Here is a 24818-nt window from a genome sequence, read left to right as displayed (position 1 = left end):
GCCAGAACCATCCCAGCGCACCGGTGCGCCACAGGATGCTCCGAAGCAGTAACGTCACAAAGACCGCCGCTACGGCATAAATGGAAAGCGGTGCAACGAAAACGCCAAACAGGTCAACTTCAGCCAGCATCAGGGACCGACCCCACCGTCAACCACCAGACTGCCACCCGCCAGACTGTAAGACAATTCGAACACAACGCTCCTCGCTCAGCCTCATCGACTCCCACTCAGTGAAAAAAGAGTCGGTGGACTGGCGAAGTGCTTACGCCATTACGCGGAGACTGACTATATGGCTTTGATCAATATCAGCCACAAAATGTCTTATTTTCTGAGACCGAACAAATTCCGCACAATGGCGAACAGACGGGCGATGGTGAAACGGCCAGCCGGTCCGAAGACCAGCCCCGTCAGCGCCGCCATGGCCAGAGACTGCTTGAACTCGATGAACTTGCGGTCACGGCGGATACGGGCTTCGATTTCCACCGGATCCGGAATGGAACGGGCAGCCAGAAGTCCGAAGATTACGACGAACAGCAGATCCACGCCGATCACGCAGAGCGCGGACTTCACATAGCTCAACCCGGCGACATCAATGAAGAACGCCCACAGGAACCCGTGAAATGATATCGCCGTAAAGAACAGAAAGACGGCCGCAACGATGCCATAGGCTACTCTGCGGCCGATTCGCATTGCAGAGCGGGAAAGGATCTGCCCCTGGGCTGAAAGGACATCCTGTCCGAGTTCGATAGGCTTCATGGAAGGTCGCTTGCCTCTTCTTCAGGACGGGGCCGGACGAGATGCCGTCCGTCCCCCGCCTGGAAAGAACCGGGCTATTACTTGGAGAAACGGCCGGCGAAGAAACCGACCACAGCCGAAATCAGGACGGCAGCAATCGGACGCGCCCGCACACGCGTCGAAACATTTTCAATTTCATGATCCGTGATTTTGCGGGCATTTGCAACGGCATGGTCCGTGCGGTCAGCCGCGTCGAGCAGAGCGGGGTTGATGCGGTTATTCAGCAGTTCCTGCAACTGGTCCCGCAGACTGTCGATCTGAGCCTGTGTGGTCTCGGTTGCCACTTCAATGTTATCCTTGACGCTTTTACGGCTCATGTTCAAACCCCTTCTTGAATATCCGGTCAGATCTGTTCTGGCCTGATTTTGTTTCGCCTATAACGATCCATTCTCCCAGAGGTTGCATGTCAGGCCTGTCCGGCGTTTCCCGCATGGCTCCCAAGCAGAGGAGCGCCCGCCCCTCCCGCCCGAAGCCCGTGCTGGAGGTAGCCGGCCTGCGGGCTGCCATCGATGCACCGCCCGTCGACCTGTCGCTCCAGCCCGGCGCGACCCTGACTTTGTTCGGCAACCAGCCCGAAGCCCTGTCGCGCCTGCTGGATGTGCTGGCGGGGTTCCTGCCCTCTCTGGGCGGCACCGTCACGGTCAGCGGCGAGAACGTGACATCCCGCCCGCCCGCAGAGCGCCGGATGCGCATCGTCAGCCCCCGGGACCCGCTTTTTCCGCATCTGGACCTTCGGGACAACATCGCCTTCAGTCTGCGCGCCAGCCGACAGAGCCGAACCGAAGCCCGTGCGGCGGCCGGACGGATGATCTCCCTTCTGGGACTGGACGGCATCGCCGGCCTGCGCCCTGCGGAGCTGAGCCCGGAACAGTCCCTGCGTGTCAGGCTGGCCCGCGCCCTTGTTACGTCTCCTGACGTGCTGCTGCTGGATGATCCGCTTCATACGCTCGATCCCCATGCCGCACGCCGCATCCCGATCCTGCTGGGCACCCTCTCCCGCGCCCTGAATCTGAGCGTGATCCAGAGCGTATCGCGGCGCGAGGATGCCCTGCGTTCGGGTGGCGAAATCGCCGTCTTTCATGACAACCGGCTTCTGCAATGTGCAGACGCCGCCCGTCTTTATGACCGTCCGGACTGCGTTGAGGTCGCGACCCTCTTTGGCGAGACCAACACCCTGCCGGGTCAGGTTCTGGATATTGGCGACGACGTAGCCCGCGTTCATCTGGCCTGTGGCGGCATCGTGGACGCGATGGCCGCCGAAAATCTGGCTGAGGGACAGGAATGTCTTGTCTGTGTCTGCCCCGACCGGATTTCGCCGTTTTTCGGAGCCCAGGGTCTGGGCATGGACGAAGAAGGGGAAACGCCTGTCCGTGGCGTCCTGACCGATAGCACCCATCTCGGGGATCATATCCGCATGCGGGTCCGCTGCGCCGAAGGAACGGAAATCGAGCTGCGCCGCCCGCCGCTTCAGGCCCAGAAGATCCCTGCACCGGGAACCGCCGTGCAGCTCGCCTGGCCCGCCGCCCATGCGACAGCCTTTCCGCCCGGCACCGGGATGTATTAAAGTGCGCCCGTCCTGTCCGGACACCCGTAACCGTTCCCTTTTCAGCAAACCCAGTCTTCCAAGGATCTTTCCGTTCTGACCCGGTCCGCCTTCCCCTTGCGACATGTCTTCCGGACATCCGGTCGGGTCCCCCGCAGGAGTGGCCCCCGCCAGCTCTGTCTCTGCGCCCTGTTGCTTCTGTCGTCCCTGGACCCTGTGGCTCAGGCCGCATCCGCGCGTTCGTCACATGACGCCACCGGCATCGGTACGTTTTTCACGTCTGTCGGGCATGGCATCACATCCGTCTTTATGCCGGGCTCAGCCTCTGCACATGGGCATGAACGCGCCCGACGCCGTCGCAGGACTGTCCGTCATCACGCGGCGACGCCCGTTGCCCCTGAACCCGGCTTCGGCGTTCCGGAAGGCACGATCGCAGCGCACGCCCTCACCTCCAGTGACAGCACCCTGCGTCTGGTGGAATGGGACGGTCAGACGACAACGCTCCAGACCGGCTCCCATGCCACAAAACCTGCATGGATGGCCGTTCTCGTCACGGGAACGCAGCTGGCGCAGGCCTGCGCAGGCGGATGGGTCCATACACTGGACGACAGCCCCACCTGCGGCATTCCCGGTGGCGTAAGCGACCTTGCCCTGACCTGGGACCGCTCACGGCTCGCGACTGCTCCGGGCTGGCAGGATTTCTGGGACGTGGCGCGCCATCCGGGGCGGCGGGGCCTGCATTTCGGTGCCAGAACAACACTGGAAATCGCCCTTCTGGCCGATGGTGTCGCACCGCAGGACATCTATCCTACCCTTTCAACGCAGTCCGGTGTTGATCGCGCCTTCCGCAAGCTGGACCTGCTTCGCCCCTATATCGTGTGGTGGACGACAGCTGCCGACGCCGCGCGCATCATGGAACAGAGCAGCGCCCTCATGCTGAGCGCGCCGAGTACGGAAGTGACCAGTGTCAGTTCCCGGGTTCAGGCAGGGGCTGCAAGCTCACTTTTCGTTGCCGGCACCCAGAACGTGCTGCGGACGCCGCTCTTCTGGGGCATTCCTGCCAATGTTCCCGCGGACAATGCACGCCGGACACTGGCCCAGCTCCGAATGCATGCTCCCCATCTGGAAGACATGCCCGGACCGGTTCCTCCGGGAAACACGCCGACGTTCCTGACTGTCAGCGACACGTTCTGGTCCCAGCATGGTGAAGCGCTCGAACAGCAGTTCGAAGCACGTTTCGCCCCGCAAACACCATGATGTCCCTCGCATTATGGCTCAACCTGCCCGCCATCCTGACAGGGCTTCTCGGAGCCTGCGCCGTGATTGCGCTGCTCATGCGTGTCCTGCCCCCTCCGGTCGTGCGGCGTCTTGGATTACTGCTGCTCCTGCCGGGCCCCGGACTGGCCCTTGCGCTGGCCAGCATTCATTCCGATCTGGGTTGGCTGGAAGGCATGCTCATTGCGCCGGCGGTCGTTTTTCCAACGGGGGCGACTCTGCTGACCCTGCCCCCGGGCACAACACGCGCCGCCATCGGACTGGGTGCCGACCTGCCGACACGTCTGCGCCTGATCTGGTTTCCGCTCCTTCTGCCATCCGCTTTTCTTTCCCTTCTGCTCGCGGTCGTTTTCTGCGTCGCCTGCGCCCTGCTGGACCACCCATGACTTCTCCCACCGCGCCTTTCTGGCAAACCGTTCCGCTGGACCAGATGTCTTCCGAACAGTGGGAGTCCCTGTGTGATGGGTGCGGTCGCTGCTGTCTCAACAAGCTGCGCGACGAAGACACTGAAGAAGTCATTTACACGAACGTCGCCTGCCGCCTTCTGGATACACATACCTGCCGCTGCACCGACTACGCCGACCGCCATCGCAAGGTCCCGGACTGCGTGACCCTCACGCCGGAACTTCTGGCCGAAATCGACTGGCTGCCCCCCAGCTGTTCCTATCGTCTGCTGCGCGACGGATTTGATCTTCCGGACTGGCACCCTCTGCGGACCGGCAATGAAAAGGGCGTGCACAGTTCCGGCGCCTCGGTCCAGGACCGCTGCATCAGCGAGCGCCGCGCCGGACCACTGGAAGACCATCTGGAAGACTGGCCCGGGGAATGGCCGGACCGCTCACCGCTCTGTCATGCGCTGAAGCGCAAGGGCTGAGACCATGCTCCCCCCGACCGTTCCCCTCATCTGGAAACGCTCGACACGGGCCAGGCGCATTACGCTACGGATCGAACCCGTCCGGGGCGAAGTCATCATCACGGTTCCGGATCGCATCAGCCGGGACAGGGCGCTGGCGTTCGTCCACCAGCAGACGGAATGGATCACCAATGCCCTTGCGGCATTGCCGGAAAAACAGGCGCTCGCTGATGGATCAGAGGTCATGATCGAAGGGAGAAATATCCCTATCCTGCATGAACCCACTGCCCGGCGCGGCTGCTGGCTGGATGCGGAAGGACTTCACGTTAGCGGGGAAGCCTCGCACACGGAACGACGCGTCCGCGATTTTCTTCAGACCATGGCAAAGGAACGCCTGACACAGACGCTCCAGACCCATTCAGCGAAAATGAACCTGCACCCTGTCCGGCTCGACCTGCGCGATGTCCGAACCCGATGGGGCAGTTGCACTCGTCAGGGACGCATTATGCTCAGCTGGCGCCTGCTGATGGCTCCCCCGGAGATCCGGGATTATGTGGTCATCCACGAACTGGCCCATCTGAAACACTTCAATCACGGCCCCGATTTCTGGGCCCTGGTCGACCGCTTTATTCCGCAGGGCCGTACAGGACGTCTTGCAGCGGAACGCTGGTTGAGAGAAAACGGTACCGCTCTCCTGCGCGCAGCATGAGAGCTGTGCGAGCTTGGCGGAATGGTAGACGCACGAGACTTAAAATCTCGAGTCCGCAAGGACGTGCGGGTTCGAGTCCCGCAGCTCGCACCATCTTTAAGAACTGATTTGAAATGCTTTTTGTGCTCCCTAAGCCAAAAAGCATTCATGTCACGCTAAAGACCGGATGACAGCAGAGCAGATCATTACCCGGCCCTTATTCAACCGCATTGCAGCGCTGGGGCGAGCCGGGGAAATCCGAGCATTCGCCCTTTACGGCATCCCAGCGGAAATCCATTTCCGGGCCTGCCATGCCGTTGTTCTGGAACTCGGTCGTCACTGCACTCACATTCGTCACATGACCCTTGCTGTAGACCAGGTCGACATACCCGTTGTGAAAGCCCGGAATCTTGCCCACACCTTCGAAATAGGTCGGCTTTCCATCTTTTCCCGGAACGGCAAACAGTTTGCTCACCTGGGCCGGAGTCGCATGTTCCAGCTTGCGCAGGAACTCGGGCGACAGACTTTGACAGCTGATTTCAGGGCGCGGGTCCTCGCCTGCATTTGAATCCCAGCATGCCTTCTGACCCGCAAGCGGCGTGGCAGATGCCAGCTGAGGCACGACAAGCCCTGCTCCCAGCGCCGCCGCCATCGTGAAACCCCTGAAATGCCTCAAGCCTACCATCTGCAAAATACTCCAACAGAACCGTCTGTTTTCCGAATCTATCACAGCACCCCGGCAGAACCCACAGAGGCAGCCAAACACCTTTTGCGGAAATGGCGCTTCAGGATGGCGGAGCCGTCTCGGGATAAAGCCAGCGCACCACCCGCCCCATCGTCAGCCCCTGCACGATGATCGTGAAGACCACGACCCCATAACAGACCGGGAGCAGCGTCTCGCGCAGCTCCCCGGCCGGCAGCCCCAGAGCCAGCGCGACGGAAATGCCTCCCCGCAACCCGCCCCAGGTCAGAACGCCCAGCGCGCGTCCCCGTTCTCCGGGTTGCAGATGAACAGGCATGGTGGAGAGGAAAACGCTCGCCCCACGCACCAGAACCGAAAGCGGGATGACCACCAGCATCGTCAGGAGCGGCGCCAGGTGAAGCCGGATTTCCAGAAGCTCGAACCCGATCAGCAGGAACAGCAGCGCGTTCAGGATCTCATCGATCAGATTCCAGAACACCACCATTTCTTCGCGGGATTTCTGCGTGATGGCCCGGTGACCCGCCTTGCCCGCAAGGCTCATGCCCGCCACCACGACCGCAATCGGCCCGGACATGTGCAGCCCGTTCGCAAGACTGTACGTTCCCGTCGCCAGCGCCAGAGAGCCCAGAAGATCGATCTGCGTGTCCTCCACGCCCCGCAGCAGCAGCAGGGTCAGCCAGCCCGTAAAGGCACCGAGGAGGCCACCACCCACAGCTTCCACCAGAAAGCGCAGCACGAAATCCCCGATGGAAACGGAGCTCGTCTCTCCGGTCGCTAGCCCGATCATGGTTCCGAAAATGACAACACCCACGCCATCATTGAACAGGCTTTCACCCGCGAATGTCGCCTGCAAAGCCGGGGGCAGCCCCAGCCGCCGCAACATGCCCACAACTGAAACCGGATCGGTCGGCGCCAGCATCGCTCCGAGCAGCACGCACCAGCTGAAGGGGACCGCCAGTCCAAACACGGGGAAAATGAGCCAGGCCGGAACCGCCAGCAGCCCCACGGCCAGGGACGTCCCCAGAATGGCCAGCGCCGCAACCGATTTCCCGCGCGACAGCAGCAGGCCCAGATCCACCTGCATTGCTCCCGCAAACAGCAGGAAGGACAGCGCCCCATCAAGCAGCGTCCGGGGCAGATTGATCGTTCCCAGCAGGGACTGCGGGACCTGTTGCAGGTCATAGCCCGGAAACAGCGGGTTCAGGATCATGACAATCAGGGAAATGAGCATCGAGATCAGCAGGATCCCGATGGTCAGCGGCAGTTTCAGAGTCCGGTAATTGATGATTCCGAGCAGTGTTGCCACAGCCAGCAGCAGAGCAAACAGCCCCAGAGAGTTCATGTCCGCGTTTTCCTCCCCGATGTCCGCTCCGGCAGCGCCTTACAGCGTGACGAACCGCAGGCGAACAGATCCAGCCTGCTTAACTGCCAACAGCCCCCCGGAGTTTCTTGCAAAAACCGCCGTGACCCATTCTCCGACAGGGAAAATTCAACACAATGCCGCGCCCTGCGTGTTCAGCATGACACGATACAGGCTCCCGGCCGCGCACATGTAGAGCTCATTCCGCTTGAGCCCGCCGAATGTCAGGTTTGACACCCCATGCGGCAGCCGGATCCGCCCCAGCAGCTTCCCGCCCGGGCTGTAGCAGAACACACCGCACAGACCATACGGCCCAGTGGCCCCGCACCACAGATTGCCGAACACATCCGCCTTCATGCCATCCGGCACGAGCCTCTGCCCTTCCAGCGTCATGTCGCAGAACACGCGGCCGTTCTGGGGGCGACCATTGACCATGTCGAACGCCCGGATCTTCCGGTCCCCGCCCGGACCAGTCAGACCGGGATCAGGCGCCGTGGAAATCACATAAAGCGTCTTGAAATCCGGCGAGAGACACAGCCCGTTCGGCCCCGGCACCTGCTCCTCGCTCAGCACCGATTCAAGTCGGCCAGTCTGCCCATCAATGCGGAAGGTATGGTCAGCCTGACGCTTTGCACTGCCGAACTGGGTCGTGGCTTCGGTACCGATATTCCAGCGCAGTTTGCCGTCTCGGTTGGCCCGTCCACCCGGAGCATCCGGATGGCCTTCCGCCAGACAGTCCCCATAGGCCGGATCGGTGAACAGAATGCTCCCATCCACCGGATTGACGATGATATCGTTGGGGGAGTTCAGCCCCTGCCCCTCAAACTTATCCGCCAGCACCGTGCAGGTCCCGTCCTGCTCCCAGCGGATGACACGGCGCAGACCATGCTCGCAGGTCAGAATACGTCCCTGCGGATCCACGGTATTACCGTTGCTGTTGAAGCTCTCCTTCCGATAGGTGGTCATCAGGTTCTCTTCCGGCAAAAACTGGTACTGCGTGCTGCGCACCGTATCGGACAGGAGCAGGAACCGCCCTTCACTGACCCAGGCCGGCCCTTCCAGCCAGCCGCCGCCGGTCCAGATACGTTCGATATTGCCGTTCTTGAACACCAGATCGCTGAAAGACGGATCCAGCGTCAGAATGTCCGGATCCGGTACGAAAGCTGGCGGGGCATGAGGGCCGAAATCACGGACCGGCTGCGTCATGACATCAGCCGGATGCGGCTCACGCGTCGCAGCGCGCCCCCCAGCTCCACTCAGGAAAGCAGCAGCAGCGCCACGAAGAACGGAACGGCGATCAGGTTGAAACACGTCAGGACTCCTCTTGTGGATATGTCAGCGGCGTCAGGATGACGGGCCGGATTTGAGATCGGGTAAACGGCTGGCAAGGAACCCCGCAACGGCCGCTTCCTCTGCCGTCAGCCCATAGCCTTCATGATCCAGCACATCCTGCGCCCGGCTTTTGAAAGCTTTGCGCAGACTGCCATCCAGATACCCGTCCAGAATACAGGGATTGATGTAGCTGCGCTTGCAGACCGCTGGTGTATTGCCAAGCTTGGCCGCTACGGATTTCACAGCCTCAACAAGCTGCTTCTTCGCCCTGGCTTTCGTATCGTACTGGCTGAACGCGCAGAGCGTGACGGCCGCAAGCTGCGTTGCGGCCCAGGTGCGGAAATCCTTGGCCGTGATGTCTGCGCCCGTGATCTCCTGAAGATAGGCGTTCACATCCTGCGAATGGATGTCATGCCGAACGCCATCCGCGTCGACATACTGGAACAGACGCTGTCCCGGCAGGTCTTCAAGACGGGACACAACACGGGCCAGTCGGGGATCGTCCAGTTCGAGATGCTGCTCGATCCCGTGTTTGGCGCGGAAATCGAGCGTGAGATGCCGCCCGTGCACTGTCGCATGACGATGGCGCAGGGTCGTCAACCCATAGCTGCGGTTTTCCTTGGCGTATCGATCATTGCCAATACGGGCCATCGTGCGTTCCATGAGACGGACAATGGCGGCCAGCACCCGCTCCCGGTCCAGCCCGTGCCGCCGCAGGTCCTGATCCACCCGTTCCCGCAGAAGCGGTAGCTTTTCGCCGAAAACCAGCATGCGTCCGAACTTGCCTTCGTCCCGTACACCCTGCCACAGCGGATGATAGCGATATTGCAGCCGCCCACGCGCATCCTCGCCCACGGCCTGAAGATGTCCCTTCGGATCGGGGCAGATCCAGACATTCCGATAGGCCGGCGGAATGGCCAGACGGCGAATGCGGGCGATAATCTCGGGGTCCACGATGTGGCGGCCATCGGGTGCATAAAACGCAAAACCGCGACCGGCCCGGCGACGCGTAATCCCCGGCATGGACCGATCCACATAATGCAGACCCGCGTTGCGCGCCTGCGTTCCTGCGTCCGTTTCGTGACTGTCCGCCGCACCCATTCCTGAAACCTCATGCCCGTTACAGACATAGAGCGTTACAGAATGGCGCAGGTTTCCATCCCGCAGGCAGCCCGATTACGCTTCCTTACGGTTCCTGACATGACAGCCATGAGGACAGGACGCATTCTTTCCGGCAGGGAAACAGGAGGAACCGGTCCCCGTGAAAAAAACCTGCACCGCGGCCGTTTTCGTTCTGCTCTCAGCCTGTGCCTCACATTCCTCGCCTGCCGACATGGCAGCCGCCGCCAATGACGATGATTCCGGCTACAATGTCCGGGGCCATCAGGGAGGTGGCATGGGCGGCAACGGCAATATCTGGGGCGAAGTTCTCAGAACCGCTCTTCAGACCGGCATGAGCTTCGCCCATCACTGAGCGTCCCCATTGAACGTCAGTAGAGCAGACGCCACTCCGCCGGTTCAGCCGCTGCCAGTTCGTACCATTCCCGCATCAGCGGATGATCGAGCATCGTCCGCACCCAGGTTTTCACAACCGGATCAACGTCCAGTTCGAATGTATGAATCCGGATGGCGATCGGCGCATACATACAGTCCGCCACCGTCATCCGATCCCCCAACAGGAACGGCGTCGGCTGGCCCGAGCGCAGGAGCGCACCCCTGAGCGTACGGCTCAGCAGCGCCACGTCAGCAGCCAGTTCCTCGCTGATCTCCGGCAGAGCGGCCGGAACGCGCTCGACATCCATGGAGCAGTTCTGGCGGATGGGGCGGAAACCGGCATGCATCTGCGCGCTGATACTGCGGGCATGAGCCCGCACGATCCGGTCTTCCGGCCACAAAGCGGGTGCAATTTCCGCGCAATATTCGCAGATGGCCAGACTCTCCCAGACATCCGCGCCATCATGCGTCAGATACGGCACCATCCGGTTGGGCGAACGGGCGTGGATCTCAGTCGTCCTGCCACCGCCCTTGAGCGGAATGACCTCTTCCGTCACATCCAGCCCGGCCAGACGGACCGCCAGCCAGCCCCGCAGCGACCAGGACGAATACCGGCGCGATCCCAGAAGCAGCACACCCGCCATCAGGCCTCTCCCGCAGTAATGAAGCCACCGCCCAGCACGCGGCTTCCATCATAAAGAACGCAGGCCTGACCCGGCGCCGGCATGGCAGCCTCGGTCAGTTCCACCAGCGCGCCACCATTTTCCAGCGGCTTCACAATGGCCTCGCGCAGCTTTTCCCGCGCGCGGATCTGCACACCGCAATGCACGCCATCCGCAGGCGCATCGATCAGCCAGTTCATATCCCGCAGACGCACGGTGAGGCGGCTGTCCGCTTCCGCAACCTGCACGCGCGGCCCGACCACGATGCGCCGTTTCGGCACATCGATGCGCGTCACCATCTGGCGCTCGCCGGTTGCGGTGTGAATGTCGCCCAGACGCTTGCTCTGCCCGACCGTATAGCGCGCCACACCTTCGTGACGCCCCAGAACCCGGCCGTCTTCATCCACAATCTCGCCCTCGCCCCGCACTTCCGGACGTAGCTTCTCGACCAGTTCGGCATAGGAACCGGTAGGGACGAAGCAGATGTCCTGACTGTCCGGCTTAGCCGCGATGGACAGCCCCAGCTCTTCGGCCAATGCCCGGACATGCGCCTTGTCCGGCATCTCGCCCAGCGGAAAGCGCAGATAGTCGAGCTGGTCTTTTGTCGTGGCGAACAGAAACCAGGTCTGGTCCCGCTCCGCATCGACGGGACGGTGCATTTCCGCGCCCTCCGGCCCTTCGACCCGGCGGACATAATGCCCCGTCGCCATGGCCTCGCAGCCCAGATCCCGCGCCATGCCCAGCAGATCCGTGAACTTCACGCCCTGATTGCAGGCCACGCAGGGAACAGGGGTTTCACCACGCGCATAAGCGTCGGCAAAGCTCTCGACCACGCTGTCCCGGAACCGGCTTTCCGCGTCGATGACATAATGCGGAAAGCCCAGACGGTCCGCCACGGCGCGTGCATCCATGATGTCGCGCCCCGCACAGCACGCGCCCGGCTTGGCGGCCTGTCCGTGGTCGTAGAGCTGAAGAGTCGCGCCAATCACCTCGTGGCCCTGCCGTTTGAGCAGCGCGGCCACTACGGAACTGTCCACGCCTCCCGACATGGCAACGAGGATCCGCATGGTGCTCAGCCCGCCTTCGGAAGGCGGACGGTCAGACCATCCAGCGCATCCGTCATGACGATCTGGCAGCCCAGACGGGACGTCTTTTCCAGACCGAACGCCAGATCGAGCATATCTTCCTCGTCATCCGTCGGCGCACTCAGCTTGGCAGCCCATTCCGGATCGACAACCACATGGCAGGTCGCGCAGGCCAGCGAGCCTTCGCAGGCGCCTTCCAGGTCGATGTCGTGCTTGTGTGCGATTTCCAGCACCGACAGGCCGACAGGCGCGTCAACGTCACGACGGGTTCCATCACGCTCGATAAAGGTCATCTTGGGCATAGTTCGTCCGCTTTTTCCGGTTTCAGTTGGGGTGGCACGCCCGGGCGGCTGCGATCAGAAAAGAGGCCGCACGGTCAATATCGGCCTTGGAGGTAAAGCGTCCGACCGACAGGCGCAAGCACCGCGACGCCTTCTCCGCAGAAAGTCCCATCGCCGTCAAGACATAGGACGGCGCAATCTCCGCCGCCGTACAGGCCGATCCGGTCGAAGCGGCGACATCCGGACAGGCTTCAAGGACATCCAGCGCCCGACATCCTTCCGGCAGACAGACATTCAATGCCCCCGCCAGACGCGGCGCCCCGGCTCCGTTCAGCACAATCCCCGGCAGGCCCTCGCGAAGCTGCGCCCAGAGATCATCCCGCAGAAAAACCTGCCGCGCAGCGTCATCGCCCATGGTCTCAGCCGCCAGATCCGCCGCCTCTCCAAACCCGACGACCAGAGGCGTCGCCAGCGTCCCGGACCGAAGCCCGCGCTCCTGCCCGCCCCCGGAAAACAGCGGTTTCAGCCGAACACGGGGCTTTCTCCGGACATAGAGCGCGCCGATCCCCTTGGGACCGTAGATCTTGTGAGCGGAAACGGATGCCAGATCCACATTCCGCAGCGATACCGGCATTTTCCCCGCCATCTGTGCCAGATCGACATGCATCAGCGCATCACGCTCCTTCACGATCTGTGCAAGCTGAGGAATATCCTGCAACACCCCGGTCTCGTTATTCGCAGCCATGATGCTGACCAGCAGCGTCGGCACTTTCAGTGCATCCCGCAGGGCTTCGGGATCAACCCGTCCCTCGCTATCCACGCCGAGCACGACCGCTTCAAAGCCTTCGCTTTCCAGATCACGCACCGATTCCAGAACGCATTTATGTTCCGTCGCCAGCGTGACAATCCGACGCCGTGGATCACCCACCCGCGCCAGATGCCGCACAGCGCCCTTGATGGCGAGGTTATTGGCCTCCGTCGCACCGGACGTGAACACGATCTCCCGCGCCTCCACCCCCAGAAGCCGCGCCACGATCTCCCGCGCACGCTCCACAGCTTCCGCCGCCTTCCGCCCGGGCCCATGCGGACTGTGCGGATTGCCGAAATCCTCCCCGAACCAGGGCAGCATGGCTTTCACGACAGCCGGATCACACGGCGTTGTCGAAAGATAATCGAGATAGATCATACCCACTGCCCCTTTGCCCGGCTCACTTCCGCAAACGACGCGCCATCGCCTCATAGGCCTCGCAGAATGCCTCAACCTGAGCCTCACGCACATTCCAGGGCAGCGAGACACGGATGGCCTGCGACGCGCCCTCCGTCTCCCCCATCGCCCGCAGGACATGCGAGGACGACACCTTCCCCGACGAACAGGCCGACCCTGCCGAGACGCAGAACCCGGCCAGATCCAGCGCCATAAGCTGTACCTGCGCGGCAACCCCGTCCAGAATCAGACAGCTTGTATTCGGCAGGCGGCCCACAGCCTCGCCCGCAACCCGCGCGCCCACACTTTTCGCCGCCGCTTCGATACGATCCCGAAGGCTCTGCACCGGAGCCCAGTCCTGCGCACGCGCGGCATCGAACGCCGCCGCCATGCCCAGAATAGCCGGCAGGGCCTGCGTCCCGCCCCTGCGCCCCCTCTCCTGACCGCCACCAGCCACCAGCGCGTCCATAGGCTCGTCTTCCGCCAGCAGCAGCGCGCCTGCCCCTTTCGGCCCACCCATCTTGTGCCCGGACACCGCAACACTGCATCCGCCCAGTGCAAACGGCAGCCGCCCCGCACTCTGCACGGCATCGACATGCAGATGCGCGCCCGAGTCGCGACACACCGCCAGCACGTCCTCCAGCGGCGAAAGCACCCCCGTCTCGTTATTGGCGGACATCACGCAGACCAGCGCCGGGCCGGTGTCCTGCAACCGCGCGCGCAGGTGTTCCACGTCCAGAATCCCGTCCCTGTTCACGGGCAGGATTTCAGCCTCCGGCGCAGCCCTGAGGATGGCATCATGTTCCGTAGACCCAACGAAAATCCGGCGTTCCTGTCCGAAAGCATGAACCGCCATCGCATCGGCTTCCGTAGCCCCGGATGTAAACACGCAGGTACCGGAAATCCGCCCGAAACCCGCTGCAACCCGGCTGCGGGCATCCTCCAGAAACCGTCGGGCTTCCCGTCCCTCGGCATGCACCGAAGACGGGTTCCCGGACAGCATCATCCCCTCCACCGCAGCCTCCTTTGCGCAGGGACGCAGAGGTTCGGTGGCATTGGCATCCAGATAGGTCGTCCCGGAGACGGTCTTGAGTGCAGTCATCATGTTTTCCAGATTGGACAAACTGGCGGAAATCGCAACGCCGTGTCGATTTTGGTGGAAATCGGGTTTTGCGAATCGATATACACTGCGTCACCGGACGGCAGAGTTCCAATCCTGCCTGACACAGTGCGAGAGTATTCATGCCTGAAGTGATGTTCGCCGGCCCCGACGGCCGGCTTGAGGGTCGTTACCACCACTCCAGCGAACCCAACGCTCCGCTTGCCCTGGTGCTGCATCCCCATCCGCTACACGGCGGCACCATGAACAACCGTATCACCTATACGATGTATCGCAGCTTCGAGAAGATGGGCTTCTCGGTGATGCGCTACAATTCGCGTGGCGTGGGCCGGTCCCAGGGCCGTTATGACGGCGGTATCGGCGAGATTTCCGATGCAGCGGCAGCCCTCGACTGGATGCAGATGGTCAATCCGAACTCCACGGAACTGTGGATCTCGGGCTATTCCTTCGGTGCCTTCGTGGGCATGCAGCTCCTGATGCGCCGCCCTGAAATCAGCGGCTGGATCAGCGTGGCCCCACCGGCCAACGACTACGATTTCGGCTTTCTGGCCCCCTGTCCGTGCAGCGGCCTGATGATTGCAGGCGGCCGGGACGAAATGGCTCCCGAGCCGGGCATCCGCAAGCTGGTGGACAAGCTGAACACCCAGAAGAACGTGACCGTCGACTATCGCATCTTCGAAGACGCCGACCACATCTTCGCCAAGCAGGCAGACCGGGTTGCCGAAGCCCTCGAAGACCACGTGAACACGATGCGTGGCCGCAAGGCGCTGGCTCTGGCCGCAGACTGATCCGGGCCATCCGCCCCGTCAGACACTTCAAAAATGGCTCTCCCTTCCGGAGAGCCTTTTTTGATTCGGGCTGCACAATCCCTTGCTCCGTCCAGACAAATATGTAACCGGATATTTCATGCAAGACCGAAACATTCTGCACCCCGCCGCCCCCTCGTCCCTGCCTGTGGAGGTCTCGCACCTCACCAAGAGCTTCGGGAGCTTCCGGGCGCTGGATGACGTCTCCTTCTCCATCGCGCAGGGCGAAACCGTAGCCCTTCTGGGCCGCAACGGGGCGGGCAAATCCACGCTGATCGGATGCCTCATGGGGTTCCTGCTCGCGGATGGCGGCAGCATCGACATTTTCGGTCACAGCATCGCAGCCCTCCCCCGCGAGATCCGGGCGCGGACAGGCTTCGTGCCCCAGACCATGACCGGTTTCGGCAGCTTCCGCGTCGCCCAGCTCATGGACTACATCGCCGCGTTCTACGGGGAGCTTCCTCCCGTCGATCCGGCCCTGATCGCTTGGGCCGACCTCGATCCGAAAAAGCAGGTGCGCTCCCTGTCGGGCGGCCAGAAACAGCGTCTGGCCATCGTTCTCGCCATGCGTCACAGCCCCGAATTCCTGGTTCTGGACGAACCCGTCGCCAGTCTGGATCCCCATGCCCGGCGCGACTTCATGAACCTGCTCGATACCTACACGCAGAGAACCGGCGCCAGCATCCTGATCTCGTCACATATCCTGTCCGATCTCGAACGCCTGTGCTCACGCCTGCTCTTCGTCCGGCAGGGACATGTCGTACTCGACGTCCCAACCGAGACTTTCCGCGCCACCACGCGCTGGCTCGAACACCCCACGCCCGATCAGCTCCTCGCAGCACTGCCTGCCGATATCCAGATCCTCGGCCAGCGCCCCGATGCACTGCTGGTGCATGGCTGGACCGGAGATCTCACCCTCCCCGAAGGCACACTGACGGTCGTCCCGGATTTCGAAGACGCCTTTCTGGAAATCACAGCCCCGCGCACTTCCCCTGCTGACACCGAAACCCCGGACGCCGCGGCATGAGGAGCTTCCTGCCCTCGGGCGCACTGGAACGCAGCGACATGATCCGCGCGCTGCGGCTGTACGGAACGCGCGTTTTCCTCGTTGGCAACCCAATGATCTTCACGGCAGTGATTTTCATCATGCTGGCGGGTCTGACGGCCCATGAACTGCACACCGCCCTCCTGACCCAGAGTCTGGAAAAGGCGCTCAAACACGCCAATGTCTTCAACGCGGCCATCGCCGCGACCTTCGTGCAGAACTGCCTGCAGACCCATTCCGGCAACCAGATCGGCGCATCCCAGGCCCCCGCCATCCCCGGCCTGCTTCAGGCCGAGGCCCGCGCGGCAGCCCTGATGTCCATGGTGGCCATCCTCGCCCTTTCCGGCCTGCTCGCCTGGAGCGGCCTGCCCCTGCACGACACGCTGTTCTACACGCTTCTCAATACGGTACCGGCCGTCATCCAGTGGTATGCCCCGCCGCAGCAGGCGTCCCGCAGGCTCAAGGGCATCACGGCGGTCATTGGCGTCGGCCTGCTGCTGGGCCTGATGCTCCTGACCTTCGCCACCGATTTTCCGCTCTGGGCACTTACACGCCCGGCCATGCTGACCGTCCCGGCCGATCTCGCCATGATGGGACTTCTGACGGCCGCCATCATGACGTTGCCCAACCGTCTGCATTCCCCGGCGATGATGGCCCCCACGGACGGCTTCACTGCCTCGACCCCGGATTTTGCACTTCCCGAAACGACGCCCCGTGTCGCCCCGCGGGATCTCAGCTTCTATCAGTTGCGGCAGATGCTGCTCGCTCCCGCAGCGCCGACCAATCTGCGCACCGATCTCCTGACCAGCCTGTTCATGCCCGCCTGCGCGGTCCTGATCATGGGGAGCCTGCCGCTCGGACATGGCAGTTTCGGCAACCGGATCGCGCATCTGACGCCCGGCATGACCATCCTGATCGCGCTGCAGGACGCCTGGATCAGCAACCGCAAACACTGGCCGCTGCTTCTGACAACGGGGCGCTTCGGCAGCCGACTGGACTTTGTGCGGGCGGTTTTCACGGCCAAGGCCAACAGGGTTTTCATGACAGCCCCGCTGCGCACGCTGAGCCTCATGCTGCCGGTCACCCTGTTCAAGCCGCTCGCGCCCTCGCATGCCCTGCTGGACGCCGCAGAACTTCTGGTTGCCACCCTCGGCGTGACGTTCTGCTGCCCGCTGCCCTTCCTCGTCATGAAGCAGCCTCCGCAGGCTGTGATCATTGCAGCAACCGTCGCGCCCGCCTTCGTGCTGCAATTCTGCAATCCGTTCATTCTGGGCAGCCGCATCTTCGGGCCGGTCGCACTGGCCTTCGCTGCCCTCGGAATACTCTGCTTCTTCGTCGTCCCGTCCCGCATGGCCCGCACCGACTGGCCTTACGAAACGGAATGAGCATCTGGCCCGCCGCCATGGCCGATGCCGGAGTTTCCGCTCCGGCGCCGGTCATGCTAGGGTCCGCGTCCTTTCCTTCCTGTAGCAGCGTAGCAAGACCGACCCATGCCAAAGAGTCCGTTCCTCCTCGAAGCCCAGGCCCGCGGCCTGATCTTCCAGTGCACCGACCTCGACGCCCTCGACGAGGCCATGCTGGCCGGACCGATCACTGCCTATGTGGGTTTCGATCCGACAGCGGACTCCCTGCATGTCGGCAATGCGCTCTCCATCATGGCGCTGCGCCTGCTCCAGAAACACGGTCATCGCCCGATCGCCCTGATGGGCGGCGGCACGGCCAAGATCGGCGACCCGTCCTTCCGCGACGAGGCCCGCTCCCTCATCACGAACGAGACGATCGCGCATAACATCGCCGGGATCGAAAAATCCCTGCGCCAGTTCATCACCTTCAGTGATGAAGACCCGTCCAGCGGCGCCATCCTCGCCAACAATGCCGACTGGCTGGACAAGCTGTCCTACATCAACCTGTTGCAGGATGTGGGCGTGCATTTCTCGGTCAGCCGGATGCTGGGCTTCGACAGCGTACGCCAGCGTCTGGAACGCGAGCAGGGCCTGACCTTCCTGGAGTTCAACTACTCCATCCTCCAGTCCTATGATTTCCGCGAACTGAACCGCCGCCATGGCGCCGTCCTACAGATGGGCGGATCGGACCAGTGGGGCAACATCGTCTCCGGCATCGATCTGACGCGCCGTACGGACGGCAAGCAGATCTTCGGTCTGACCACCCCGCTCGTCACCACGTCGTCGGGTGCCAAGATGGGCAAGTCCGCCAAGGGCGCCACCTGGGTGCGTCCGGAAAAGCTGCCGGTCTTCGAATACTGGCAGTTCTGGCGCAACACCGAGGACGCCGATGTCGGCCGCTTCCTCAAGTTCTTCACGGATCTTCCCGTTGAGGAATGCGAGCGTCTGGGCGCGCTCGAAGGCTCGGAGATCAACGAGGCCAAGAAGATCCTCGCGACCGAGGCCACTGCCATCTGCCACGGCCGCGCCGCCGCCGAAGAAGCCGCCGAGACGGCACGCCGCGTCTTCGAACAGGGCTCCACCCAGGCTGCCCTGCCCGAAATCGACTTGCCCGCCAACCTGATCGCCGAAGGTCTGCCCGCTTTCCGCGTCTTTCAGGAAGCCGGCCTCGCTTCCAGTGGTGGTGAGGCACGCCGTCTGATCCGTGGCGGCGGCGGTCGCGTCAATGACGTGGTGGTCTCGGACGAAAACCAGACCTTCACGCTCAACGACCTGCGCGAAGGCGTCCTGAAGGTCTCGTCTGGCAAAAAGAAGCACATCCTGCTCCGCCCGGTCTGAACCCCCCTTATGACCGATGTCATCCGCGACATCTGACACTGCACCCTGTTTTTCCGTGCCGGAACGGGCATCCTCCGCGCAGGCTGCCCCAAGCGGAAACGGAGCGCGGATGATGACGGAACAGAAAAACTGGCGTGGTCTGCTGACCGACTGCGCAGGACTGATCTTCGCGGCCGTCTGGGCCACGCGCGGCGCTCAGGCAGGCCGCCTCTCCATTGCACTGATCGTTGCCCTCATCGCCCTCCCGACAGTCCTGCTCGCCTTTGGCTTCATCCGGCGCAACCTTATCCTGCGGCGCCCTGAAATCACGCTCGATCCGAAGCTCGCGCGTCGCGTCAAAATCCTGCGCTTCATCGGGATTTTTGTCGCCGCCTCATGGACCCATGCCCATCACCGGGTGGACCTGTTCTATCCGCTGCTCGGCGCCATCATCGGCCTGTCCTACATCCCGCTGGGCCATGCCCTGAAAGAGCCGGTTCATCTCTTCATGGGTGGAGCCATCGTTCTGATTTCCGGCATCTCCCTGCTCCTGCCAGAACCACAGCATCTTGAAGTCGCAGGCTTCGGCACGGCCCTCGCCATCTGGGCCTGCAGCGCGGTTCGGCTCTGGCGCTCGGGAACATTCTTGACCCCGGACACGTCCTCAACCACGCTCGCCTGATGGCTGCAGATTCCCTCTCCCGCCATCTGGCGGATCGCAAGACGCCCTGGCCGCATTTCAACCAGTATCTGGTGGCCTATCTGAGCTACCTGCTGTTCTATCCCGTACCCTGGCTGCTGGGCTATCACCGCCCCACGCTGGCTGGCGTCGTGTTTTCCACCGCCGCCATGCTGGTCTTCCTGCTGGTCTATTTCGCGCCCTACCGGAAAGACAGGTATTACGGCTACGGTGAGATCCTCCTGACCGACCTGATCGGCTATGCCTGCGCCTGGACGCATGGCGACTGGGAGGTCTACTGCATTTTCGCCGCCGGGATGTGCGCCCGCCTGCCCGGAAAGCGGCAGTCCATCACGATGGTCATCCTGCTGCAGGTCGTCCTGATCATTTCCGGACACTTCCGCCACAAGACTACGCTGGAAGTCATCCCCGGCGCCTTTTTCAGCATCATCACCTATATGGGCACGCTGGTGCAGTGGCAGCTTGGCATCCGCAATTTCGAGCTCCGCGAGGCCCAGAACGAGATCCGCACCCTCGCCACGACAGCCGAGCGCGAACGCATCGCCCGCGACCTGCATGATCTTCTGGGCCATTCCCTCACGGTCATTTCCGTGAAAGCCGAACTGACCGAGCGCCTGTTCACATCCGACACGTCCCGAGCGCGACATGAAGTCACTGAAATCAGCCAGATCGCCCGCACGTCCCTGCGCGAAGTCCGTGAGGCCGTCTCCGGCATGAACGGCGCGTCCCTGCAACGCGAACTGGACCGTGCCCGCAAGGCCCTGAACACGGCAGGCATCACGCTCGTCCTGAACGGCCCTGGGCCATCGACTGATCAGCCGCAGAACAGCGTGCTCGCCCTGGCCCTGCGCGAAGCCGTTACGAATGTCATCCGCCACTCCGACGCCCGGACCTGTACCCTGACCTTCCAGCACACTGCGGAAGGCCATATCCACACATTTACCCTCGAAGACGACGGACCGCTTCAGACCACACAATCTGCTCCCGCCATCATCGAAGGCAACGGCCTGCGCGGCATGCGTGCACGGCTGGCTGCTTCGGGCGGTACACTGACCGTCTCCCCCCGCCCCCAGGGCTTCAAGCTGACTGCAACGACACTCCCATGATCCGCCTCATCCTCGCCGAAGACCAGACCATGCTCCTCGATGCCTTCGAGGCCCTGCTGCAACTTGAAGACGACATCCGGATCGTCGGCCGCGCGACTGACGGGCGCGAGGCACTCGCCCTGATCCGCGAACACCGTCCCGACGTCGTCCTCACCGATATCGAAATGCCCCATGTCACCGGCATCGAGCTTGCGGAAAAAATCCTGCAGGAAAGCCTGCCCAGCCGCGTGATGATCGTGACGACCTTCGGCCGCTCTGGCTATCTGCGCCGCGCGCTTCAGGCCGGCGTGCGGGGCTACATGCTCAAAGACGCTCCCATTACGCAGCTCGCCGCCGCCATCCGCAAGGTCGCGGCAGGCGGACGCGCAATCGCACCCGATCTGGCCGAAGCCGTTTGGGACGCCCTGCCCGACCCGCTCTCCGAACGCGAGCGCGCCATGCTGCGTCTCGCGGAAGCCGGACGCACCAACCGCGAAATTGCCGAGGAACTGTCCCTCTCCTCGGGCACGGTTCGCAACTACTTCTCGGAAATCGTGCAGAAACTTGATGCCCGCAACCGCATCGAAGCCGGGCGGATCGCCCGCGCCAATGGATGGCTCTGAGACAGACAGGAAGACCAGTTCCACGGATGACGGCTCTCCCTGAAGTCCGCCCGGCCATGATAGGATAGCCTGCAACTACTGGCGGAAGACTTTTCATGCAGCTTCTCGCGCTCATCGGGGCAGCGTTTCTGGTCTACTGGGTTCTGAGCCATCTGGGACTTGTGTTCGGCCTCATTCTTGCTTTCGCAAAGTTCATCATCCTCGGGCTTGGGGCTCTGGTCCTCCTGGGCCTCGTGATGCAGATGATCTCGGGAAAGAAGGATGCGGAAAGCCCCGAGCAGACAACTGCGGGCTCTCCTTTCGATGAACCTCCTGCGGACCGGACATGGTTCGAAATCCTCGGCGTCAGCGAGTTCGCATCACCCGACGAAATCAAGCGCGCCTATCGTGATCTGATCCGCCAGTACCATCCGGACAAGGTCGCCGCGATGGGAGAAAAAATTCGCGAACTGGCCATGCACGAGACACAGCTCATCAACGCCGCCTTTCAGGAAGCACGCCTCAGCCGCGGCTTCTGAAGCGTGGTTTGTGTACTATGATGTCTGACGGGTCTACACTCCTGCGGACATCATCAGGAGTGCCCCATGTCCCAGACGCCCTCGCCCCATGAGATGATCCGCGTCAGAGGGGCGCGGGAACACAATCTGGAAAACGTGGATGTGGACCTGCCGCGCGACAGGCTCGTCGTCGTCACGGGCGTGTCCGGGTCCGGCAAATCCTCGCTGGCCTTCGGGACGATCTATGCCGAGGCGCAGCGGCGCTATCTGGACTCCGTCTCCCCCTATGCCAGGCGCCTGTTCGACCAGATGCCGGTGCCGGTCGTGGCGTCCATCGACGGACTGCCCCCCGCCGTTGCCCTGCAGCAGCAGCGCGGTGGAAGCAGCAGCCGCTCCAGCGTCGGCAGCCTGACGACGCTCTCGAACCTGCTGCGGATGCTCTATTCCCGCGCAGGCAGCTATCCGCCCGGCCTGTCACGGCTGGAAGCGGAGTCCTTTTCACCCAACACGCCCATGGGCGCCTGCCCGAAATGTCACGGGCTGGGCCGCATCTATGACGTCACGGAACAGACGCTCGTTCCCGATGACAGCCTGAGCATCCGAGACCGCGCCGTCGCGGCCTGGCCCACGGCGTGGCAGGGACAGAATTTCCGGGATATTCTTATCACCCGTGGTGTGGATGTGGACTGCCCCTGGCGCGACCTGCCGAAAAAGACGCGGGACTGGATCCTGTTCACCGAGGAGACCCCGACCGAACCCGTCTACCCGGGACGCACCCACGCTCAGGTCGTGGAGGCGATCAAACGCGGCATCCCGGCCGATTACAACGGCACGTTCAGCGGCGCACGGCGCTATGTCCTGCACACCTTCACGCAATCGCAGAGCGAGAAGATGCGCAAGCGCGCGGCATCCTTCATGGTCTCTGCAGCCTGCCCGGTGTGTCATGGACAGCGCCTGAATCCCGATGCCCTGCGCGTGACATTCGACGGGCTGAACATCGCCGACTTCTCAAACCGTACGCTCGAAGACATCGCCGCCTCCTTGCGCACATCCGCCAAAGCGCTCGCCGACGGAAAGGATGCCACGGCGGTCGCCGCGCACGGCATGGTCGAAGCCATGATCGGGCGCATCGACGTGCTGCTGGATCTGGGTCTGGGCTATCTCCAGCTCGACCGCAGCGTCCAGACCCTTTCGCCCGGCGAATACCAGCGCCTGAGGCTCGGCACACAGATCCGCTCGAACCTGTTCGGCGTGGTCTATGTGCTGGACGAACCCAGTTCCGGCCTGCATCCCGCCGACACGCAGGCCCTTCTGCGGGCACTGGACGGCCTGCGCGATGCAGGCAATTCGCTGATCGTGGTCGAGCATAACCCGGACGTCATCCGCCGTGCGGAATGGCTGGTGGATGTCGGCCCGGATGCTGGAGAACGGGGGGGCCGCGTCCTCTATAGCGGCTTGCCAGACGGACTGCAGAACGTAAAAGAGTCCCGCACCCGTCCCTATCTGTTCGGCACGGTCCAGCCCCGCACGACCCCGGTCCGCAAGCCGACAGGCACGCTGGAACTGACGGATATCTGCTGGAACAATCTGGACCATCTGGCCCTGACGCTCCCGCTCGGAGTGCTGATCTCGGTGACAGGCGTGTCAGGCTCCGGAAAATCCAGTCTCGTCGGACAGGCCCTCGTCTCCATCATGGCCCGCACTCTCGGCCAGAAGGTGGACATCGACCCCAATGACGACAGCACGGATGATGCCCCGCCCCCCGAACATCGCGAACCCAAAGGAAACGTCTCAGGCGGAACCGGCCCGATCAAACGCATGGTCATGATCGACCAGAAGCCGATCGGACGCACCCCGCGCTCCAACCCCGCCACATATACCGGCCTGTTCGACACGATCCGCCGCCTGTTCGCCGAAACGCCGGACGCAAAAACGCGTCGTTTCGATGCCGGCTGGTTCTCCTTCAATGTCACCAAGGGACGGTGTCCGCGCTGTGAAGGCGTAGGGACGGTCGATGTAGAGCTTCTGTTCCTGCCGACGGTCCAGACGCCCTGTCCCGTCTGCCACGGCAGCCGCTACAAACCCGAAGTGCTGAAAGTCCTCTGGAACGGACACAGCATTGCGGATGTGCTCGGCCTGAGCATCGACGATGCCTGTGAAGTCTTTGCGGATGTGCCTGTTCTGGCACGCGGCTTCGACACCCTGCGGCGTGGAGGACTGGGCTATCTCCGGCTTGGGCAGCCCGCCACCGAACTGTCAGGCGGCGAAGCGCAGCGCATCAAGCTTGCGACCGAGCTTCAGAAACAGCGCAACGGGCACATCCTGTATGTTCTGGATGAACCCACGACCGGCCTGCATCCCGCCGATGTGGACCGCCTGATGCTCCAGCTTCAGGCGCTGGTCGATCAGGCCAACACGGTCGTTCTGGCCGAACATGACATGCGCGTGGCAGCAGCCAGTGACTGGATCATCGATCTCGGCCCCGGTGCGGGACGCAAAGGGGGCCGGATCGTGGCATCAGGAACACCGGAGACCGTCGCAGCTTCGGAACACAGCGTCACCGCCCCGTTCCTCCGCCGATATGTTGCCTCAGGTTCATAAACTTCAGGGAAGATTACTTGACCAATTTTACGACCTACCGCGTAAATGGCACGTCACATTATGGTTCTGCATCCCACTCAGAAAGAGAACTCGTAAACTAGGCCGTGTTGACAAAAGATCCAATCCAGAGCCTCGCGGCGGCGAGGTTGAGAAAGCTCATGAAAGACAGGACGGTCTTGTCGTAGCGGGTTGCGATGCGGCGCATCTGCTTGAGCCTGTTGAACATCCGCTCGATGCGGTTACGGTCCTGGTAGCGCCGCCAGTCTGTTTTCTGCGGCGCACTTCGGCCTTTGCGTGATGGAATAATCGGCAGGATCCCGTAGAGCAGTAGGTCCTGGCGGAAACT

28 protein-coding genes and 1 tRNA gene are annotated in these 24818 nt (G+C 62.7%); 16 read left to right on the top strand and 13 right to left on the bottom strand.

Annotated features, from left to right (window positions below; translation table 11 throughout):
- The 3 genes from KP701_RS14900 to KP701_RS14890 all read right to left on the bottom strand — a co-directional run.
- On the bottom strand, positions 1-130 hold a 130-nt coding region (locus KP701_RS14900; protein WP_215747097.1), incomplete at its 3' end, for a DUF1656 domain-containing protein.
- Between the two features lie 191 nt (positions 131-321).
- Positions 322-756, bottom strand: coding sequence for a hypothetical protein (locus KP701_RS14895; RefSeq protein WP_041111783.1), 435 nt, complete (start codon positions 754-756; stop codon positions 322-324).
- A gap of 77 nt (positions 757-833) precedes the next feature.
- Entirely contained in the window at positions 834-1112 is a 279-nt protein-coding gene (locus KP701_RS14890; protein WP_024717271.1) for a hypothetical protein, read from the bottom strand.
- Positions 1113-1198: 86 nt separating this feature from the next.
- Here KP701_RS14890 and KP701_RS14885 point away from each other — a divergent pair, with 86 nt between their 5' ends.
- From KP701_RS14885 to KP701_RS14860, 6 genes are all read left to right on the top strand, one after another.
- Positions 1199-2359: an ABC transporter ATP-binding protein gene (locus KP701_RS14885; protein WP_215747726.1), complete on the top strand. Its 1161-nt coding sequence runs from the start codon at positions 1199-1201 to the stop codon at positions 2357-2359.
- A gap of 171 nt (positions 2360-2530) precedes the next feature.
- Positions 2531-3595: an extracellular solute-binding protein gene (locus KP701_RS14880; RefSeq protein ID WP_225198819.1), complete on the top strand. Its 1065-nt coding sequence runs from the start codon at positions 2531-2533 to the stop codon at positions 3593-3595.
- Positions 3592-3999 carry a hypothetical protein gene (locus KP701_RS14875; RefSeq protein ID WP_215747725.1) on the top strand — a complete coding sequence of 136 codons (408 nt, stop codon included), beginning with the start codon at positions 3592-3594 and terminating at the stop codon, positions 3997-3999. Before KP701_RS14880 ends, KP701_RS14875 begins: the two co-directional genes overlap by 4 nt.
- Positions 3996-4487: a YcgN family cysteine cluster protein gene (locus KP701_RS14870; protein WP_011252944.1), complete on the top strand. Its 492-nt coding sequence runs from the start codon at positions 3996-3998 to the stop codon at positions 4485-4487. The genes KP701_RS14875 and KP701_RS14870 overlap by 4 nt, the downstream gene beginning before the upstream one ends.
- A 4-nt stretch (positions 4488-4491) precedes the next feature.
- A complete protein-coding gene (locus KP701_RS14865; RefSeq protein ID WP_215747723.1) occupies positions 4492-5175 on the top strand; it encodes a M48 family metallopeptidase in 684 nt (227 codons plus the stop codon).
- A gap of 7 nt (positions 5176-5182) precedes the next feature.
- Positions 5183-5268: transfer RNA gene (locus KP701_RS14860), tRNA-Leu, on the top strand.
- A gap of 103 nt (positions 5269-5371) precedes the next feature.
- On the opposite strand, the gene KP701_RS14855 is transcribed toward KP701_RS14860, so the two are convergent.
- From KP701_RS14855 to KP701_RS14840, 4 genes are all read right to left on the bottom strand, one after another.
- Positions 5372-5839 (bottom strand): hypothetical protein, encoded by a 468-nt coding sequence (locus tag KP701_RS14855; RefSeq protein WP_215747721.1) that lies wholly within the window; start codon positions 5837-5839, stop codon positions 5372-5374.
- 100 nt (positions 5840-5939) lie between these two features.
- Complete coding sequence (locus tag KP701_RS14850; RefSeq protein WP_041111765.1) at positions 5940-7199, bottom strand: sodium:proton antiporter; 1260 nt, start codon at positions 7197-7199, stop codon at positions 5940-5942.
- A 147-nt stretch (positions 7200-7346) separates the two neighbouring features.
- Entirely contained in the window at positions 7347-8528 is a 1182-nt protein-coding gene (locus tag KP701_RS14845; RefSeq protein ID WP_371819011.1) for an SMP-30/gluconolactonase/LRE family protein, read from the bottom strand.
- A gap of 33 nt (positions 8529-8561) precedes the next feature.
- The gene (locus tag KP701_RS14840; protein WP_215747720.1) at positions 8562-9650 is read right to left on the bottom strand and encodes a DNA topoisomerase IB; all 1089 of its coding nucleotides are present in this window, start codon (positions 9648-9650) and stop codon (positions 8562-8564) included.
- 160 nt (positions 9651-9810) lie between these two features.
- On the opposite strand from KP701_RS14840, the gene KP701_RS14835 reads away from it, so the two are divergent.
- Positions 9811-10023 carry a hypothetical protein gene (locus tag KP701_RS14835; RefSeq protein ID WP_215747731.1) on the top strand — a complete coding sequence of 71 codons (213 nt, stop codon included), beginning with the start codon at positions 9811-9813 and terminating at the stop codon, positions 10021-10023.
- Between the two features lie 16 nt (positions 10024-10039).
- Here the strand turns inward: KP701_RS14835 and KP701_RS14830 are convergent, their stop codons facing one another.
- The 5 genes from KP701_RS14830 to KP701_RS14810 are packed head-to-tail and all read right to left on the bottom strand — an operon-like array spanning position 10040 to position 14380.
- Positions 10040-10687, bottom strand: a complete 648-nt coding sequence (locus tag KP701_RS14830; RefSeq protein WP_215747719.1) for a glutathione S-transferase family protein — start codon at positions 10685-10687, stop codon at positions 10040-10042.
- A complete protein-coding gene (gene mnmA, locus KP701_RS14825) occupies positions 10687-11772 on the bottom strand; it encodes a tRNA 2-thiouridine(34) synthase MnmA (protein WP_215747717.1) in 1086 nt (361 codons plus the stop codon). The genes KP701_RS14830 and mnmA overlap by 1 nt, the downstream gene beginning before the upstream one ends.
- Positions 11773-11777: 5 nt before the next feature.
- A complete protein-coding gene (locus KP701_RS14820) occupies positions 11778-12092 on the bottom strand; it encodes a ferredoxin family 2Fe-2S iron-sulfur cluster binding protein (RefSeq protein WP_011252912.1) in 315 nt (104 codons plus the stop codon).
- A 22-nt stretch (positions 12093-12114) separates the two neighbouring features.
- Positions 12115-13257, bottom strand: coding sequence for a cysteine desulfurase family protein (locus KP701_RS14815; protein ID WP_215747716.1), 1143 nt, complete (start codon positions 13255-13257; stop codon positions 12115-12117).
- Positions 13258-13279: 22 nt separating this feature from the next.
- A complete protein-coding gene (locus tag KP701_RS14810) occupies positions 13280-14380 on the bottom strand; it encodes a cysteine desulfurase family protein (RefSeq protein ID WP_252345664.1) in 1101 nt (366 codons plus the stop codon).
- Positions 14381-14517: 137 nt separating this feature from the next.
- Between KP701_RS14810 and KP701_RS14805 the strand changes: the two genes are divergently transcribed.
- The 9 genes from KP701_RS14805 (at position 14518) to KP701_RS14765 (ending at position 24472) form a co-directional block, all read left to right on the top strand.
- Positions 14518-15183, top strand: coding sequence for an alpha/beta hydrolase (locus KP701_RS14805; protein WP_011252909.1), 666 nt, complete (start codon positions 14518-14520; stop codon positions 15181-15183).
- Between the two features lie 118 nt (positions 15184-15301).
- Complete coding sequence (locus KP701_RS14800; protein ID WP_215747715.1) at positions 15302-16228, top strand: ABC transporter ATP-binding protein; 927 nt, start codon at positions 15302-15304, stop codon at positions 16226-16228.
- On the top strand, positions 16225-17631 hold the full coding sequence (locus KP701_RS14795; RefSeq protein ID WP_215747714.1) for an ABC transporter permease: 1407 nt from the start codon (positions 16225-16227) through the stop codon (positions 17629-17631). Before KP701_RS14800 ends, KP701_RS14795 begins: the two co-directional genes overlap by 4 nt.
- Positions 17632-17736: 105 nt before the next feature.
- Positions 17737-18987, top strand: a complete 1251-nt coding sequence (tyrS, locus tag KP701_RS14790) for a tyrosine--tRNA ligase (RefSeq protein ID WP_215747712.1) — start codon at positions 17737-17739, stop codon at positions 18985-18987.
- A 109-nt stretch (positions 18988-19096) separates the two neighbouring features.
- Positions 19097-19648: a hypothetical protein gene (locus tag KP701_RS14785; protein WP_215747711.1), complete on the top strand. Its 552-nt coding sequence runs from the start codon at positions 19097-19099 to the stop codon at positions 19646-19648.
- Positions 19648-20772 (top strand): sensor histidine kinase, encoded by a 1125-nt coding sequence (locus KP701_RS14780; RefSeq protein WP_215747710.1) that lies wholly within the window; start codon positions 19648-19650, stop codon positions 20770-20772. Before KP701_RS14785 ends, KP701_RS14780 begins: the two co-directional genes overlap by 1 nt.
- A complete protein-coding gene (locus KP701_RS14775; protein WP_215747709.1) occupies positions 20769-21374 on the top strand; it encodes a response regulator transcription factor in 606 nt (201 codons plus the stop codon). The genes KP701_RS14780 and KP701_RS14775 overlap by 4 nt, the downstream gene beginning before the upstream one ends.
- Positions 21375-21469: 95 nt before the next feature.
- Entirely contained in the window at positions 21470-21892 is a 423-nt protein-coding gene (locus tag KP701_RS14770) for a DnaJ family molecular chaperone (protein WP_252345663.1), read from the top strand.
- A gap of 66 nt (positions 21893-21958) precedes the next feature.
- Positions 21959-24472, top strand: a complete 2514-nt coding sequence (locus tag KP701_RS14765; RefSeq protein ID WP_215747707.1) for an excinuclease ABC subunit UvrA — start codon at positions 21959-21961, stop codon at positions 24470-24472.
- Between the two features lie 97 nt (positions 24473-24569).
- On the opposite strand, the gene KP701_RS14760 is transcribed toward KP701_RS14765, so the two are convergent.
- The coding region (locus tag KP701_RS14760; protein ID WP_215746999.1) for a transposase at positions 24570-24818 on the bottom strand (249 nt) is incomplete at its 5' end.

It is taken from the genome of Gluconobacter sp. P1C6_b (genome assembly GCF_018811945.1).
Classification (GTDB): Bacteria; Pseudomonadota; Alphaproteobacteria; order Acetobacterales; family Acetobacteraceae; genus Gluconobacter.
Note: the sequence above shows the minus strand (reverse complement) of the source record. Positions and strands in the feature narration are given on the sequence as shown.